This is a genomic window from Arcobacter roscoffensis, assembly GCF_024267655.1.
Lineage (GTDB): Bacteria > Campylobacterota > Campylobacteria > Campylobacterales > Arcobacteraceae > Arcobacter_B > Arcobacter_B roscoffensis.
On record NZ_CP100595.1, the window covers coordinates 2334668 to 2351617 of the forward strand.

15 protein-coding genes are annotated in these 16950 nt (G+C 25.7%); 14 read left to right on the plus strand and 1 reads right to left on the minus strand.

Features of this window, described 5'->3' with window-relative positions; all coding sequences use genetic code 11:
- Positions 1-6: 6 nt before the first annotated feature.
- The 14 genes from NJU99_RS11080 to NJU99_RS11145 all read left to right on the plus strand — a co-directional run bounded on the left by NJU99_RS11080 (position 7) and on the right by NJU99_RS11145 (position 16187).
- On the plus strand, positions 7-1035 hold the full coding sequence (locus NJU99_RS11080; protein WP_254575967.1) for an SDR family oxidoreductase: 1029 nt from the start codon (positions 7-9) through the stop codon (positions 1033-1035).
- A 24-nt stretch (positions 1036-1059) separates the two neighbouring features.
- A complete protein-coding gene (tviB, locus tag NJU99_RS11085; protein ID WP_254575968.1) occupies positions 1060-2307 on the plus strand; it encodes a Vi polysaccharide biosynthesis UDP-N-acetylglucosamine C-6 dehydrogenase TviB in 1248 nt (415 codons plus the stop codon).
- Positions 2308-2368: 61 nt separating this feature from the next.
- Complete coding sequence (locus tag NJU99_RS11090; RefSeq protein WP_254575969.1) at positions 2369-3853, plus strand: oligosaccharide flippase family protein; 1485 nt, start codon at positions 2369-2371, stop codon at positions 3851-3853.
- 4 nt (positions 3854-3857) lie between these two features.
- Positions 3858-5141, plus strand: a complete 1284-nt coding sequence (locus NJU99_RS11095; protein ID WP_254575970.1) for a hypothetical protein — start codon at positions 3858-3860, stop codon at positions 5139-5141.
- On the plus strand, positions 5138-6103 hold the full coding sequence (locus NJU99_RS11100; protein ID WP_254575971.1) for a polysaccharide pyruvyl transferase family protein: 966 nt from the start codon (positions 5138-5140) through the stop codon (positions 6101-6103). The genes NJU99_RS11095 and NJU99_RS11100 overlap by 4 nt, the downstream gene beginning before the upstream one ends.
- Positions 6104-6109: 6 nt before the next feature.
- Positions 6110-7192: a glycosyltransferase family 4 protein gene (locus NJU99_RS11105; RefSeq protein WP_254575972.1), complete on the plus strand. Its 1083-nt coding sequence runs from the start codon at positions 6110-6112 to the stop codon at positions 7190-7192.
- On the plus strand, positions 7189-8289 hold the full coding sequence (locus tag NJU99_RS11110; RefSeq protein WP_254575973.1) for a glycosyltransferase: 1101 nt from the start codon (positions 7189-7191) through the stop codon (positions 8287-8289). The genes NJU99_RS11105 and NJU99_RS11110 overlap by 4 nt, the downstream gene beginning before the upstream one ends.
- 1 nt (position 8290) lies before the next feature.
- A complete protein-coding gene (locus tag NJU99_RS14920; protein ID WP_283256424.1) occupies positions 8291-8818 on the plus strand; it encodes a serine O-acetyltransferase in 528 nt (175 codons plus the stop codon).
- Complete coding sequence (locus tag NJU99_RS11120) at positions 8818-9924, plus strand: EpsG family protein (protein WP_254575974.1); 1107 nt, start codon at positions 8818-8820, stop codon at positions 9922-9924. The genes NJU99_RS14920 and NJU99_RS11120 overlap by 1 nt, the downstream gene beginning before the upstream one ends.
- A gap of 8 nt (positions 9925-9932) precedes the next feature.
- Positions 9933-10820 carry a glycosyltransferase family 2 protein gene (locus tag NJU99_RS11125; protein ID WP_254575975.1) on the plus strand — a complete coding sequence of 296 codons (888 nt, stop codon included), beginning with the start codon at positions 9933-9935 and terminating at the stop codon, positions 10818-10820.
- A gap of 3 nt (positions 10821-10823) precedes the next feature.
- Complete coding sequence (locus tag NJU99_RS11130) at positions 10824-11870, plus strand: glycosyltransferase (RefSeq protein ID WP_254575976.1); 1047 nt, start codon at positions 10824-10826, stop codon at positions 11868-11870.
- On the plus strand, positions 11867-12985 hold the full coding sequence (locus NJU99_RS11135) for a glycosyltransferase family 4 protein (protein ID WP_254575977.1): 1119 nt from the start codon (positions 11867-11869) through the stop codon (positions 12983-12985). The genes NJU99_RS11130 and NJU99_RS11135 overlap by 4 nt, the downstream gene beginning before the upstream one ends.
- Before the next feature lie 42 nt (positions 12986-13027).
- On the plus strand, positions 13028-13819 hold the full coding sequence (locus NJU99_RS11140) for a polysaccharide biosynthesis/export family protein (RefSeq protein ID WP_254575978.1): 792 nt from the start codon (positions 13028-13030) through the stop codon (positions 13817-13819).
- Positions 13820-13835: 16 nt separating this feature from the next.
- The gene (locus NJU99_RS11145; RefSeq protein WP_254575979.1) at positions 13836-16187 is read left to right on the plus strand and encodes a GumC family protein; all 2352 of its coding nucleotides are present in this window, start codon (positions 13836-13838) and stop codon (positions 16185-16187) included.
- Positions 16188-16209: 22 nt separating this feature from the next.
- On the opposite strand, the gene NJU99_RS11150 is transcribed toward NJU99_RS11145, so the two are convergent.
- Positions 16210-16950, minus strand: coding sequence for a tyrosine-protein phosphatase (locus tag NJU99_RS11150; RefSeq protein WP_254575980.1), 741 nt, complete (start codon positions 16948-16950; stop codon positions 16210-16212).

Consider the following 16950-nt stretch of genomic DNA (forward strand, 5'->3'; position numbering starts at 1 on the left):
AATAAAATGAGATATGAAAAGATAAAAGAAGAGCTCTTAAATAATCCAAAGAGATGGTTAATAACAGGATGTGCTGGATTTATAGGCTCAAATCTTTTAGAAACTCTTTTAAAACTAAACCAAAAAGTCATAGGTCTAGATAACTTTTCAACTGGTCATCAACATAATTTAGATGATGTGAAAAATTGTGTTTCAAATGAACAATGGAAAAACTTTTCTTTTATTAAAGGTGATATTTCTGATTATGATACTTGTGATATTGCTTGTAAAAATGTAGATATTATTTTAAATCAAGCTGCATTAGGTTCAGTTCCAAGATCAATTGATAATCCTGTAATTTCAAATAATTCAAATGTAACAGGTTTTTTAAATATTTTAACAGCCGCAAAAGAAAATGGTGTAAAAAGATTTGTATATGCTTCATCTTCATCTGTTTACGGTGATAGTGTTGAGCTTCCAAAAGTAGAAGAAAGAACAGGTAGTCTTTTATCACCTTATGCTGTTACAAAATATGTAAATGAACTTTATATGGGAGTTTTTTATAAGTGTTATGGCTTTGAATCAATTGGACTTAGATATTTTAATGTATTTGGTAGAAGACAAGATCCAAATGGAGCGTATGCAGCAGTAATGCCAAAATGGATTTCTTCAATATTAAATGGTGAAAATGTTTACATAAATGGTGATGGTGAAACATCAAGAGACTTTACATATATAGATAATGTTATTCAAGCAAATATTTTAGCAGGAACTACAACAAATAAAGAAGCTTTTGCTCAAGCATTTAACACAGCAGCAGGTGGAAGAGAAACACTAAATAATTTATATAATGCAATAACAAATGGTATAAAAGAAAAATTACCAGAATTAGAAGTAAAAGAAGCAGTTTATAGAGATTTTAGAGCAGGAGATATAAGACATTCAAATGCAAATATTAATAAAGCAAAAGAACTATTAGGATATGAACCAACTCATACACTTGAAACAGGCTTACAAGAATCAATAGCTTGGTATATAGAGAACTTAAAGAAATAAATATTAATTGGGAGAGATGAATAAATGAATAAAATTTGTGTAATAGGTCTAGGATATGTGGGATTGCCATTAGCAGCAGCATTTTCATCAAAATATCATGTAGTAGGATTAGATATATATCAAGAGAGAATTGATGAATTATCACGTGCGTTTGATAGAACATTAGAATTAAATGAATCACAATTGCAAGAAGCTATTGATAATGGTATAAAATTTACTTGTAGTATAGATGATATAAAAGATTGTAATATTTATATAGTAACAGTACCAACTCCAATTGATAAAAATAAAAGACCAGATTTAACTCCCTTAATTAAAGCAAGTGAAACTGTAGGAAAAGTTCTAAAAAAAGATGATATCGTAATTTATGAATCAACTGTTTATCCAGGAGCTACAGAAGAAGATTGCGTACCTGTACTTGAAAAGTTCTCAAATCTAACTTTCAATAAAGACTTCTTCTGTGGTTATTCACCTGAAAGAATTAACCCAGGTGATAAAGAACACACAGTTACAAAGATTCTAAAAGTAACAGCTGGTTCAACTCCTGAAATTGGAAAAAAAGTAGATGCATTATACTCTTCTATTATAACAGCTGGTACTCACTTAGCACCAACAATAAAAGTAGCAGAAGCAGCAAAAGTAATTGAAAATAGTCAGAGAGATATAAACATTGCATTTGTAAATGAATTAGCAATTATCTTTAATAAACTTGGTATTAATACAAATGATGTACTAGAAGCAGCAGGAACAAAATGGAACTTCTTACCATTTAAACCAGGATTAGTTGGTGGACATTGTATTGGAGTTGATCCATATTATTTAACACATAAAGCACAATCAATTGGATATAACCCTGAAATTATTTTAGCAGGAAGAAGACTAAATGATAATATGGGTATATATGTAGCTAATCAAGTAATAAAACTAATGATTAAAAAAGGTCATAAAATAGAAGGTTCTAATGTATTAATGTTAGGAATTACTTTTAAAGAGAATTGTCCAGATATTAGAAATTCAAGAGTAATTGATGTAGTAGAAGAATTACAAGAGTTTGGATGTAATATAGATGTATATGATCCATGGGCAGATAAAGAAGAAGTTAAACATGAGTATTCTTTAGATTTAGTAAAAGATATAGACACATTAAAATATGATGGAATAGTAGTAGCTGTTGCTCATGATCAGTTTAAAACTTTAGATTTATCAAATAGAGATAAAGCTGTTTTATTTGATATTAAGTCTATTACATACGATATGGATGGGAGATTATAAACTTTTAGTTTATATTTTTTAAATGACTATTAACAAAAATAAACAATTAAAGATAGGTATTATGTTAAATTATATAACTATTTTTATGACTACAGTTATAGGATTATTTTTAACACCAATTATAATTAAATATCTTGGTAATTCTGAATATGGACTCTATAGTTTAATGGGTGCATTTGTTGGATATTTAACTGTTATGGATTTTGGCTTAAATAATAGTATAGTTAGATTTGTTTCAAAATATCAAGCAGAAAAAAACCTTAAAGATGAAGAGAATTTTCTTTCTACTGTAATGATTATATATCTTTTCATATGCACTTTAATAATTATAATTTCATCAATTATATATATAAATTTTGAAAATATTTTTACTGAATCTTTAACTTCAGAAGAATTAGAAAAAGCAAAATTAATGTTTTGCATATTAGTATTAAATATAGTAATAACATTACCGGGAGGATCATTTAAAGCAATATCAAATGCCTATGAACATTTTATATTTCCAAGAATATCTGAAATTATAAAATATCTATCTAGATCACTATTAGTTGTAGTAATTTTAACTAATGGTTCAGATGCAATTGGTTTAGTAATATTAGATACTATTGCAAATATATCGATTATAATAATTAATGCTATTTATGTTTTAAAAGTTTTAAAAATAAGATTCAAAGTACATTCATTTAACAAAAAACTTACAAAAGAAGTGTTTACATACTCTATTTGGGTTTTTGTATTTAGTATAGTAGGTGTTCTACAATGGCAATTAGGACAATTTTTAGTTGGCATTAACAGCAATACAGAAAATGTTGCTATATACTCAATTGGAGTTATGCTTGGCACATATTATGGCACATTTTCTTCTGCAATTTCAAGTGTAATGATACCCAAAGCATCAAAAATGATAATTAATAACTCATCAAATATTGAATTAACTAATATGATGATTAAAATAGGAAGATACTCTTTTATAATCTTAATGTTAATTTTAGGAAACTTTATACTATTTGGAAGTGAATTCATAATTTTATGGGTAGGTGAAACATATACTAAGGCTTGGATTATTGCTTTAATAATTATGATTACATATACGATACCATTAATTCAGTCTTTTGCAAATACAATTTTAGAAGTCAAAGCTTTATTTAAATTTAAAGCTATAGTTTATATTTTTTCGATTACTTTTGGTGCTTTTTTAGGATTAATACTTTTGGAAAAATCGGGTATTGAAGGTATGATACTTGGAACTTCCATAGGGTGGTTAGTTGGAATAATTATAATGAACTTTTATTATCAATATAAGATTTGTCTAAATATAAAAAACTTTTATATGGCAATTTTTACTAAACCTTTTATCTTCTTCTTAACTATATTGACATTTTGTAATTTTATTAATAATTATTTTGACTTATATGAATTAAATTCTTCATGGTTATTTTTATTAATTAAAATAGCTCTATTTTCAATAATATATATATTTTTTTCATTCTTTCTATTATTGAATAAAAATGAGAAAAACCAATTGAAAAATTTAATAAAAAGGTGATTAAATGTTAACAATTAAACAAATAAAATTTACTAATGATGGTAAAAGAATAGAATATGACTATGAATATTCAAAGAATATTTCAAAATATTTTAATAGTACTGATAACTTTTTTGTTGAGTTTCAAAGTGATATTAGTTCAACACCAGAAGGTTTGGCGGTCATTCCATTTCTAGGAAATTTAGTTACGATATCATGGTTTATTGGTTTTGATATAAAATTAGACATTCTTGATAAAGAATATTATGAATCACTAATTAAAATCAAACAGGTTTTTATTAATTACTTTCCTGAAATCAAAGAAAAATCTAGTAATTTAATTGTTAATAAATTAGTAACTACTAATTATTTGACAAACAAAGAATCAATGTTATTTAGTGGTGGAGTTGATGCTTATACTACATATTTTAGAAGAAATTCTAAAAATATAGATTTAATTACTATTTGGGGAGCAGATGTAGAATTATCAGATAGTAATCAATGGAATAGAGTTTTATCATTAAATAACAATGAGAATATTTTAAGAAATAATGATAAATGTATTATCCGCTCTAATATGAGAACTTTTTATTCTCATAACGTAAATTTTTTACATAAAAATCTTGGATGGTGGGGAAGTGTTCAACATGGATTAGGTTTAAATTCACTTATTGCGCCATTAAGTTTTATAAAAGGTTATTCAAAATCATTTATTGCTTCTTCTTATACAGCAGATTTTCAGTATGCATGGGGCTCTACACCAGATATTGATAATAATATTAAATGGGGTTCAACTCAAATAATTCATGATGGATTTGAACTTAAAAGACAAAATAAAGTACAAGTAATTGTACAAAGTATAAAACAACTTGAAAGTAATTTAAACCTGAGAGTTTGTTATTCTGAAATTAATAATTTTACAAATTGTTCAATGTGTGAAAAATGTCATAGAACAATTATAGGAATTATTTTAGAAAATGATGATCCAAATAAATATGGATTTAAGGTTACTAAGAATATTTACAAAGAAATAATAAATTCATATAAAGAAGGATTTGCTTCTGAAGGAGCTAAATACTTCTGGTGGGAGATTTTGAATAGAATTAAGGATAAAGAAAAAATTTTCATTTTTAAAAATGAAGTTGAAGAATCAAATGATTTAAAAGAACTAGAAGATTTATTAGATTTAAATATGAAAAAAAAACCACCAAATAAATCTTTGCTTAGCAAATTAAAATTTTTTTTAATAAATAAATATCCTAATTTATTTATTAAATACTCAAAGTTTAAAAAGGTTATAAGAAAATGAAATATGCAATAATGACATATGATGAGAATAAAAAATTCTTCAATATTGGAGATTATATACAAAGTTTAGCTGCAAAACAATATTTACCTAAAATTGATACTTATATTAACAGAGAGGAATTGGCTTCGTATAAAGGTGAGAAAGTAAAACTTATTTTAAATGGATGGTTTACTCATAATACACAAAATTGGATTCCCTCTGAAAATATAGAACCTTTATTTATCTCATTTCATATAAATAATACTGCTGCACAAGCTATGTTAACTTCAAAAGCTATTGAATACCTAAAAAAATACCAACCTATAGGTTGCAGGGATGAATACACGGTTGGTATTTTAAAAGATAAAGGTATTGAAGCTTATTTTAGCGGTTGTCTTACTACTACACTTGATTCCTATAAAGTTGATGATAAAGAAAGAGGAAAGGATACTTATATAGTAGATCCATTATATAGTTACCCTAGAAAAGAGAAAGTATTCTATAACTTAAAATGGACAATTAAAAGTCTTTTAAATGGAGACACTTTTCAATTAAATAAAAAAAGAAAACATCTTAAAAATATTTTTGATGAAGAGATACTTAATAATGCAATTTATATTAATCAAGAACCGCAATCAAACAAATATAATGACTTAGAAAAATTTGAAATGGCAGAAGATTTACTTCATAAATATGCTAGAGCAAAACTTGTAATTACTTCTAGAATTCATTGTGCATTACCATGTCTAGCCTTAGGTACACCCGTAATATTTATAAATGGATTTGATAGTTTTGTAGATACAAGTCGTTTTGATGGAATCATTAATTTGTTTAATAGAGTTGATGTTAATAGTAAAACAGGTGAATTTAAAGCTAATTTTTCTTTAAAAGGAAAAATTACTTCAAATATTAATATAAAAAATTTGGAATTACATCATAAAATTGCTGATCCAATGAAAAAAACTTGTAAAGACTTTATTTAAAATAATATGAAATTACTTTACATAACAAACGGAATAAATGGTTCTGGTGGTCTTGAAAGAGTATTATCTATTAAGGCTTCATACTTTACTGATGTATTTAACTATGAAGTAAATATTCTTACTCTAAATGATGGGAATAAAAATATATTTTTTGATTTTAGTAGAAATATTAAATTTCATGATATTAAGATAAATAAATCTAATCCTTTCACATTTATTTCATCATATAAAAATGGTATTCAAAATGTTATTGAAAATATTTTACCTGATATTATTATAGTTTGTGATGATGGATTAAAAGGTATGTTATTCCCAATAATTTTTGGTAAAAAAATACCAACTATTTATGAAAGACATGCTGCAAAAGAGTTAAATATTAATTCTAAATTATTATTTTTTTTAATAAGACCTATTTTAAATATGTTTGATAAATTTGTTTTACTAACGAATGGTAATAAATTAGACTGGAAGGGAGTAAACAGTCAAGTGATAAATAATCCTATTCCTTTAGAAAACTATAATCCAGATTATATTTTTGAAAAAAAAGAAAAAATTGTTCTTGCTGTTGGAAGTAATAGTTTTCATAAAGGGTTTGATTTATTGATAAACTCTTGGAAAATAGTTCATGAAAAATACCCTGAATGGAATCTAAAAATTTTTGGGAAAAAGAATCCTCGTTTAGGTTTAGAATCACTAATTGATCTTTATAATTTATCTTCATCAATCCAACTTAATAATCCAGAAAAAAACATTTCTGAAAAATATAAATCAGCTTCAATATATGCCTTATCCTCTAGACATGAAGGATTTGGAATGGTATTAGTTGAAGCTATGAGCTTTGGAGTAGCTTGTGTATCCTTTGATTGTCCACATGGACCAAAGGATATAATTTCTAATGGGGAAGATGGTTTTATTGTAGAAAATGGAAATATAAATAAATTCGCTGATAAACTTATTTATTTGATTGAAAATGAAAACAAAAGATTGGAATTTGGTCATAAAGCACTTGAAAATGTAAAAAGATTTGATATTGAGAATATTGCTTTAGAATGGGAAAGATTATTTAATCAATTGGTGAAAAATAAATGAAAAAAATAGCAATATTAATAGATCAATTTTATGAACATGGTGGTATTGAAAAACTTGTTTCTATCAAAGCTAATTATTGGTCAAAATATTTTAATTATGATGTTACATTAATAGCAACAGAAAATAAAAATAAACCTTATGTATATGAATTAGAAAAATCAGTCAACTTTATTGACTTAAAAATTAATTTTAATAGAGAGAAGAGTTACTTTTCATCTGAAAATTTAAAACTTTTTATTAAAAATGTAACTTTAATGCAAAACTATATTGATAAAAATAGACCTGATTATATTTTAGTTGCGTCACACATTCCTATTACATATATTCTTCCATTTTTATCACTTAATCAAACAAAGACTATTAAAGAATTCCATTTTACACAGTTTTATAGAAAAGAAAAAACTTCTTTTAAAAATAAAGTGTTTAATTTTATAGAATCAAAATATGATAAGTTGATTGTTTTAAGTAAAGAAGAAAGAAGCTTTTATAAAACAGATAATGTAATTATAGTTCCTAATCCTATAACTTCAAAATCAACCTTTAATGAATCAAATAAGACTAATACTTTTTCTGTAGTATGTAGATTTGCTCCTGTAAAGCAACTTGAAATATTAGTAGAGGTATGGAAAAACTTAATCGAAAAACTTCCTGATTTAGACTGGGATCTAAATATATTTGGTGACTATAAAAGTGAATATGGTAATAAAGTAAATACTTTAATTCAACAGTATAACTTACAAGATAGTATTAATTTAAAAGGTCAATCTAATAAAGTATTAGAAGAAATAAAAAGTTCAAAAGCCCTTCTTATAACTTCAAGTCAAGAATGTTTTCCAATGGTTATACTTGAAGCACAATCTGTAGGAGTTCCTGTTATTTCTTTTGATTGCCCAACTGGACCAAGAAATATTATAAACAATTATAAAGATGGCATACTAGTTGAACATAACACTATTGAAGACTTTGTTAGTAAATTAATACAGTTTATAACAAATGAAAATCTTCAAAATGAGCTAATCAAAAATAGTTTGAAAAATGCAGAAAAATATACATTAGAAAAAATTATGAACTTATGGAAAGAAAAGGTATTTAACTAAAATGAAATATATATATTTGATTTGTCAAGTCTCTTTTATACCTCATATACTTTTATTTATTAGTTCAAACAAAAAAGAAATTATTTTAAAGGATTTGTATAAAAAGCAAAAAATAAAAAATGGTTTATCTAAAGAGTTATTAACTAATAAGTATTTTAGAATAAGCAATATATTTAGTAAATTATTAAGAGTTATATTTCCAAGCCATTCTTCTTTTACAATTGAAATCAATTCAAAAATAGGTGCTTGTGTTCATCTAGCACACCCTTATTCAACAATTATAAATGCTAAATCAATTATCGAAAATTTATATATAAATCAAGTAGTAACTATTGGAGAAAAAAATGGTAAAAAACCTGTAATTGGTAATAATGTAGAAATTCATGCACACTGTGTTTTAATTGGTAGAATAAATATAGGAGATAATTCAATAATTGGTGCTGGTCCAGTTGTAGTAAAAGACGTGCCTAAAAATTGTGTAGTAGCAGGTAATCCAGCAAAAGTAATTAAATATTTGGAAAGTAAATAATGTTTGATTTTATACCTTTAGAAAACTACGCATATATTTACTATAATATAATTCTTTTATTTATTTTTTTAACTATTTTACATACTACTTTATATACAGGTTTTACAGAAGAGACTTTTAAATTTAATAAAATCTTTGAGTTTATTTTATTTGGTTATATTTTACTATTCATGGGACTAAGACCTGTTTCTTGGTATTTTGGAGACATGTGGAATTATTCAAAAACATTTGATTATTTTTCTATTGGATGGCATGTAGATATAACAAAAGATTTTATATTTTATAGTATAATGAATTTCTTTGTTGAAATTGAATCTAAAACATCATTCTTTTTCTTTATTGCTTTTTTATATCTTTTAAATATATTTATTGCATCAAAAAGATTATTTAAAAATTATTCTTTCTTTGCCTTTTTAATTTTAGTTTCTTCTTTTGAATTTTGGTCTTATGGAACAAATGGTATTAGAAATGGATTAGCAACATCACTTATAATTTTAGCTTTTACATTTATGAATAAAAAATGGATAATGTATTTGCTTTTTATATTAGCTTTTAGCATACACTCTTCTGTTTTAATACCTATTGGAGCTTACTTTGTAACAAATTTATTTAATGATAAAGAAAAGTTTTATTTCAAAGTTTGGTTTATATGTATTTTTTTATCATTTTTTATTGGTAGTCAAATTGAAAACCTAATAACTAACCTTGGTATTCTAAGAGAAGATGTAGTCAATACATATTTTAATAATAAAGAGTTATATGCATCAAGTTTTTCCCAAACTGGTTTTAGATGGGACTTTTTAATTTATAGTTCATTACCTGTAATAATAAGCTATTATTTTATATTCAAAAAAGATTTCAAAGATAAATATTATCAACGAATTACAAACATCTATTTGGTATCAAATTCTGTTTGGATTTTAGTTATTCAAGCAAGCTTTTCAAATAGATTTGCCTATTTATCATGGTTTATGATGGGATTAGTAGTCATTTATCCATTTTTAAAACAAGTATTTTTTAACAATCAATTCAAAATCATTGGATTTGTAATATTAGGATATTTCTCATTTACATATCTTATGAATTTTATTCTTCGAGTTATATAAGGAAAATTATGAAAAAGTTAACAGTATTTACGCCAGCATTTAATAGAGCTTATTGTATTCATCAGCTTTACGAAAGTTTATTGAGACAAACAAATCAAGAATTTATTTGGTTAATAGTAGATGATGGTTCATCCGATAATACTAAAGAACTAATAGAAAAATGGATTAATGAAAATAAAATAGAAATAAAATATATTTATCAAGAAAACCAAGGAATGCATGGAGCACATAATACAGCATATGAGCATATTATCACAGAACTAAATGTATGTATAGATTCAGATGATTATATGACAGATAATGCAGTTGATCTAATACTTAAAAAATGGGACTCAATAGAAGACAAATCAAATACCTCAGGAATTGTAGGCTTAGACTACGATATAAAAGGAAGAATCATCGGTTCTAAATTTCCAGAAAACCTAGAATACTCTACTCTTTATGATATCTACCATAAACATAATATCAAAGGAGATAAAAAACTTGTTTTAAGAACAGACATAGTTAAAAAATATCCTAAATATCCAATATTTAAAGATGAAAGATTTGTTCCTTTAGGTACATTGTATTTGATGATAGACCAAGATTATAAACTAGCTTGTTTAAATAAACCTCTTTGTATTGTTGAATACATGGCAGATGGTTCAACTATGAATATATTTAAACAATACAAAAGACACCCAAAAGGTTTTAGATATGCAAGATCAATTGAAATGTTATATTTAAAAGGATTTAAAAATCAATTTAAAACCATATTACACTTTATCTCATCAACTATATATGCTAAAGATTTTAAATTTTTTACAAATAATACAAAAAAAATATCTACATTAAGTTTATTACCTTTGGGGATATTATTTCATATTTATGTAGATTTGAAAACTAGGAAGGATTGAAATTTGAACAAAATTAATATTTTACAACTTATCACAGGATTAGGAATGGGTGGAGCGGAAAAAGTTGTTTTAGATTTGGCAAAATTTACAAATAAAAATGAATTTAATACATATGTAGTATCTATGTCAAAAAGAGATGAATTATATGATGACTTTATTCAAAATAAAATAAATACTATAAAATTAGATAAATCAAATTCTTTTAGAGATATTATTTCACTAATAAGTTCTATCAACAAAATTATAAAAGAAAAAAATATTAATATTATTCATGCGCATATGACGCATTCTGTTATTGTTGCATCTATTTTAAAAATATTAAACCCAAAACTAAAAGTTGTATACACTTCACACAATTTTAACATTGGTTCAAAATTAAGAGAAATTATTGTTTGGTTTTTAAAACCTTTTAGAAATATTGATATAGTTTTTTCTAAAAATATTCTAAAATATTTTTACAAATCTCATTATAAAGTAATTCCTAATGGCGTTCAAATTGATAAATACAATTTAAATCTTGAAAAAAATAATAAATTTACATTTATTAATATAGGTAGACTTGAAACACAAAAAAATCAAAAGTTTTTAATAAAATTTACAAACAAATTAAAGAGTAAGTATGATTTTGAAATTCACATTGTAGGACATGGTTATCTAAACGAAGAACTTGAAAACTTAATCAAAGAGAATAAGCTAGAAAATCATATAAAACTATTAGGATTGAGAAATGACATACCAGAATTATTAAATCAATCACATTGTTTAATTATGCCATCGCTATGGGAGGGTTTACCAATAGTAATTCTTGAAGCAGGCGCAAGTAGTTTACCTGTGCTTTCAACTCCAGTAGGAAGTATTCCTTCTTTACTTAATAAAAAGAATTCATATATTTGTGAATTAAAAAATTTTGTAGATAATGCAGAATTTATTATAAATGATTATGAAACAGCAAAAGAAAAAGCAAATAAACTTTTTAAAAAAATTAATACTATTTATTCAATTGATGAAATAGTAAAAAAACATGAACAAATATACAAAGATTTAACTTGAAAACTATAATCATAACAATAAATACCTCATGGAATATCTTCAACTTCAGAGTTGGTCTTCTAAAAACCTTACAAAAAAAAGGATACAAAATAGTATGTGTTGCTCCACTTGATGACTACTCAAAAAAACTTGAAGAGTTAGGGTTTGAATACTATGAAATCAAGATGAACAACAAAGGAACAAATCCTATTGAAGATATAAAGTTAATACGTGATTATTATGCTTTATATAAAAAAATAAATCCAGATGTGATACTTCAATACACTATAAAACCAAACATCTATGGCTCAATAGCAGCTAGACTTTTAGACAAAAATGTGATCTCAAATATCTCAGGTCTTGGAACTGTATTTTTAAACGATAACTTTTCTTCAAAAGTTGCAAGATGGCTATATAAAGTAAGCTTAGTGAAAAACAAAGTATTTTTTCAAAATACTGAAGATAAAAATCTATTTGTACAAAATAACTTAGTAAAAGAATATCAAACCGACCTACTTCCAGGTTCTGGTATAAATACAGATATTTATAAAGCAGTTGAAAATATTGTACCAAATGAAAAACTTACATTTATGATGATTGCAAGACTTGTAAGAGATAAAGGTATAGGTGAATATATAGAAGCTATAAAAATCATAAAACAAAAGTATAAAAATATAGAATTTAAACTGCTAGGTAGTCTATACTCTGGAAATCCAACAGCAGTAAGTGAAACTGAACTTCAATCTTGGATTGAAGAGGGACTTATAAACTATTTAGGTCACAGTGATGATGTTATGAGTGAAATTTTAAAAGTAGATTGTGTAGTTTTACCTTCATATAGAGAAGGATTATCTAGAGTTTTACTTGAAGCTGCTGCTTTAGCAAAACCTATTGTTACTACAGATGCACCTGGTTGTAAAGATGTAGTTGATGATGGAGTAAATGGCTTTTTATCTAAAGTAAAAGATGCTAAAGATTTAGCTTTACAAATTGAAAAAATGATACATATATCCCTAGATGATAGAAAACTAATGGGCAAGAAAAGTAGAGAAAAAGTTATTAAAGAATTTGATGAACAAATAGTAATTAATAAATATTTACAGTGCATAGATAATCTCTATAATAAAACTTTATAACTTTTTTAGTTAAAATTATATAATAAAATAAAGGGAGAATTTATGAAAGATAGTATACTTGTAGTTATTTTATCTATTTTTATATTTAGTGGTTGTAGTATGAAAGACTATAAACTTTTTCAAACTAAAGATGAAAAGAAAGATGAACTTTCAATAATTTCACAAGATGAATATGAAGAAGAAGTAGTATTTGAAAATCTTATTGCTCCAAATGACAGGGTTGATATTACTGTTTATATTCAAGCAGGACAAGGAAGTCAGCAAATGACTTCTATACTTACTAGTAGAGATACAAATACTAGCCAAACTATCGAAGAAAATATTGGCCTTTTAGTAACTCAAAAAGGAACTGTTAGACTTCCTTTACTAGGTAGTGTAAATGTAGCTGGCTACACACAAGATGAGGCATCGGAAATGCTTATCAAAAAATATAAGAAATATATCAGAAACCCATATGTACTTGTAGAGATAAAAAACCAAAGAGTTATAGTAATAGGTGAAGTAAAACAACCGGGAATAGTTCCAGTTACAAATGGAACTATGAATGTTATAGAAGCTATAGCAAGAACAGGTGACCTTACAGATATGGCATCTAGATCAAATATAAAAGTAGTAAGAGGTGATTTAAGAAAACCACAAATTAGAAATATTGATCTTACAAACATGTCTAGTTTAGCTGTATCAAGTCTATATCTTAAACCAAATGATATTTTATATGTCCAACCTAGAAAACTTAAAGGTTATAACAAAGCATTTGATGAAATCAACCCATTTTGGAATATGTTATCTAGTATCCTAGATCCATTAAACCAAAGAAAAACTCTTATAGAGTAATAAAGGTATAAAAAGAATGAATCAAACGAACATTCAACATCATGATCAAATAGATTTAAAAGATGTTATAAAAACTATTTTTAGATATAAGTGGTCTATTATTATTATCACGTTTATATTTACTTTTGGTAGTGCTATATTTGCATATATAAAACCAAACATCTACTCTTCATCTGCAACTATTGAACTTATGGAAGATAAAAAAAAGTCAGCAAGTCCTGCTGACTTTATGCTTCAAGCTTTTGATGGTGGAGGAGCAAATGTAGATAATGAAATAGAAGTAATGAAATCAAGATTTTTAGCCAAAAAAGCTTTTAATCTTTTAAATTTAAAAACTAGATATTTCACTACTCATAACTTTAGAGAAATAGAACTATACAAAGACTCACCATTTGTTGTAAATAGTCACTTTTTAGATGACTTACTTTATGGAAAAGAGTTTATTTTAAAACCAATAGATGAAAATAGTTTCAATTTAAGAATAGAACCTATTTCACCTTATTCAATAAAAGGTTTTCTAAAAAATTATGGAATTATACCTTTAAAAGCTCATGAAAAAATAGTTTACAACAAAAATCACAAGTATTCTGAAACTATAAATAACCCTTATTTCACCCTAAATATAAAAAAGATTCATGCTCTTAAAAACAAAGAGTATAGATTTAGTTTTATGACGAATAGAGGACTATATCAATTTTATAGAAAAAATATATCCGTGTCACAGGTGTCAAAAAAAGCTACAATTTTAAAACTTAGCTTTCAGGATACTTCATCACTTAGAGCAAAAGAGATTTTAAATGCTGTTCATCAGGCTTATATGAATCAAGAAATTGAACATAAAACAAAAGAGGCAAACCTTACTTTAGGATTCATAGATAGACAACTTGACTCAATAAATGCAAGACTTAAAAAATCAGAAACAAAACTTGAAGATTTTAAAGAAAAAAATCAAGTAGTTGGACTTGGTGAACAAGCCATAAAAACTACTGAACAGTTAAGTGAGTATGAAGCAAAACTTGAAGAAATGCAAACAGAAATAACAATCTTGTCAAATTTACAACAATACATAAAGTCAAACCAAAACCTTACAGGTCTTACTATTGGTTCTGTAAATTTTGCGGACCCTGCTCTTGGTACTTTAGTAAATAGATTACAAGAAGAAGCTACAAGAAAGTCTACTTTACTTGTTGATTATACAGAGTTACACCCTGATGTACAAAAAGTTAGTCAAAATATATCTAGTCTAAAACGATCTATAAAAGCAGCTCTTAGAAATAATCTAAGACAATTAAATCAAAGAAAACAATCATTAAGAAATGTAATTGCTAAGTTTAACAAATCAATTGCTTCTTTACCAAAACAAGAAAGAGAATTATCAAGACTTACAAGATACTACAGTATTGATGAAAAGATTTATTCTTTTTTACTAGAGAAAAAAGCTGAAACTGCAATACTTAAATCTTCTACTATTTCAAATTCAAGACTACTTGATAGTGCAGTACAAAACTCTTATCCAATAAAACCCAAAAGAAAACTTATTGTTTTGGTTGGTATAATTTTGGGTCTTATAGTAGGATTAGCATTAGCATTCTTAAGAGAGTTCTTTAATAATACTGTCAAGAACTCAGATGAAATTGAAAAGCTTTGCAGTATACCTTTATATGGTATTATACCTCAAAATAAAAACAAAAAAACTTCAAACCTAGTAGATGAAGCATATAGAGCTATAAGAACTAATCTACAGTTCTTACCAAAGCATGAAAGTAGTGAAGTTATAGCTATTACTTCTTCTGTTTCAGGAGAAGGTAAAACTACTATTGCAGCAAATTTAGCAAAAATCATAGCTCAAACAAATAAAAAGGTTGTTGTTTTAGACTTAGACTTAAGAAAAGCAAGTTTACATAATGAGTTTAACATTTCTAATAATATTGGTATTAGTAACTACCTAACAAAGCAAAATAGTTTAGAAGAAGTTCTTTACCATGATGAAAATACTAATGTTGACATCATTACAACAGGTACGATTCCTCCAAATCCTTCTGAATTAATACTTACAGATAATATGAAAGAGTTTATTGAAATTCTAAAAGAAAGATATGATTATATTATCTTTGATACTCCGCCAGTTGGGTTAGTAACAGATGCAATGATTCTTATGAACTATGCTGATATATCTTTTGTAGTAGCACGTGCTTCTTACACTAGAAAAGAGTTTGTTAAAAATCTTGATAGATTAAGTAAAGAGCATACTCAAAATACATTTGGAATGATTTTAAATGGTGTTGAAATTGGTGAGAAATATGGCTATGGCTATGGTTCAAACTATGGCTATGGTTATGGAAATGACAAGTATTATAAAAATAGGTAGAAGTTTTAACTTCTACCATATTTTATAAATATATATTTTTTATCTCATTTTTTTCTTCTATTTTTCTAAAATTTTTACTATTCATACTCTCTTTTAAAGCATCTACATAGTTTGGTCTATGAGTGTCACTTCCTACAAAATCTACCAAACCATTGTTTATTAGATATTCAACAGCTTTTTTTACATTTTTACCATAGAAGTTATTAGTTGAGTTTACATTTATTTGAAAGCTTAAACCTGCTTCTTTTATTTGATTATATTTCTCTAAGTTCTGAGAGAAGTATGTATATCTTTCAGGATGTGCAAGTACAGGTTTATACCCTGCTTTTAAAAGTTCGTATATAGTTTGTTCTATTCCAAATACAGGAGTAGTATACGATAACTCAAAAAGAACATAGTTATCTCCAAATGTTAAAAGCTCTTTATTTTTAATAAGCTCAAAAAAGTGTTCATCATAGTAATACTCACTTGCTACTTCTAAACATATATCAATATTTTGTTTTGAAACTTCTTCTTTTAAAAGATCAAATTTTCTTAAAATATCATCTTTTGTGTTAGGAAATCTATGAGACATAGTATGTGGTGTAGTAATCAGTTTTTTGAAACCTAAGTTTTTAAGTTCTTTAATCATTTCTATACTTTGGGTCATTGATTTTGAACCGTCATCTATTTCAGGAATTAAATGAGAGTGTAAATCAGTTGTGTAAAAATCAGGGAGTTTATTATCAGTTTTTTTAAAGTTTTTAAATATTTTTGAAAGCAA

Bases quoted from the DNA above. Each gene is read 5' to 3' on its own strand.
- NJU99_RS11080 (WP_254575967.1), top strand. From the start codon at position 7: ATGAGATATGAAAAGATAAAAGAAGAGCTCTTAAATAATCCAAAGAGA.
- tviB (WP_254575968.1), top strand. From the start codon at position 1,060: ATGAATAAAATTTGTGTAATAGGTCTAGGATATGTGGGATTGCCATTA.
- NJU99_RS11090 (WP_254575969.1), top strand. From the start codon at position 2,369: ATGTTAAATTATATAACTATTTTTATGACTACAGTTATAGGATTATTT.
- NJU99_RS11095 (WP_254575970.1), top strand. From the start codon at position 3,858: ATGTTAACAATTAAACAAATAAAATTTACTAATGATGGTAAAAGAATA.
- NJU99_RS11100 (WP_254575971.1), top strand. From the start codon at position 5,138: ATGAAATATGCAATAATGACATATGATGAGAATAAAAAATTCTTCAAT.
- NJU99_RS11105 (WP_254575972.1), top strand. From the start codon at position 6,110: ATGAAATTACTTTACATAACAAACGGAATAAATGGTTCTGGTGGTCTT.
- NJU99_RS11110 (WP_254575973.1), top strand. From the start codon at position 7,189: ATGAAAAAAATAGCAATATTAATAGATCAATTTTATGAACATGGTGGT.
- NJU99_RS14920 (WP_283256424.1), top strand. From the start codon at position 8,291: ATGAAATATATATATTTGATTTGTCAAGTCTCTTTTATACCTCATATA.
- NJU99_RS11120 (WP_254575974.1), top strand. From the start codon at position 8,818: ATGTTTGATTTTATACCTTTAGAAAACTACGCATATATTTACTATAAT.
- NJU99_RS11125 (WP_254575975.1), top strand. From the start codon at position 9,933: ATGAAAAAGTTAACAGTATTTACGCCAGCATTTAATAGAGCTTATTGT.
- NJU99_RS11140 (WP_254575978.1), top strand. From the start codon at position 13,028: ATGAAAGATAGTATACTTGTAGTTATTTTATCTATTTTTATATTTAGT.
- NJU99_RS11145 (WP_254575979.1), top strand. From the start codon at position 13,836: ATGAATCAAACGAACATTCAACATCATGATCAAATAGATTTAAAAGAT.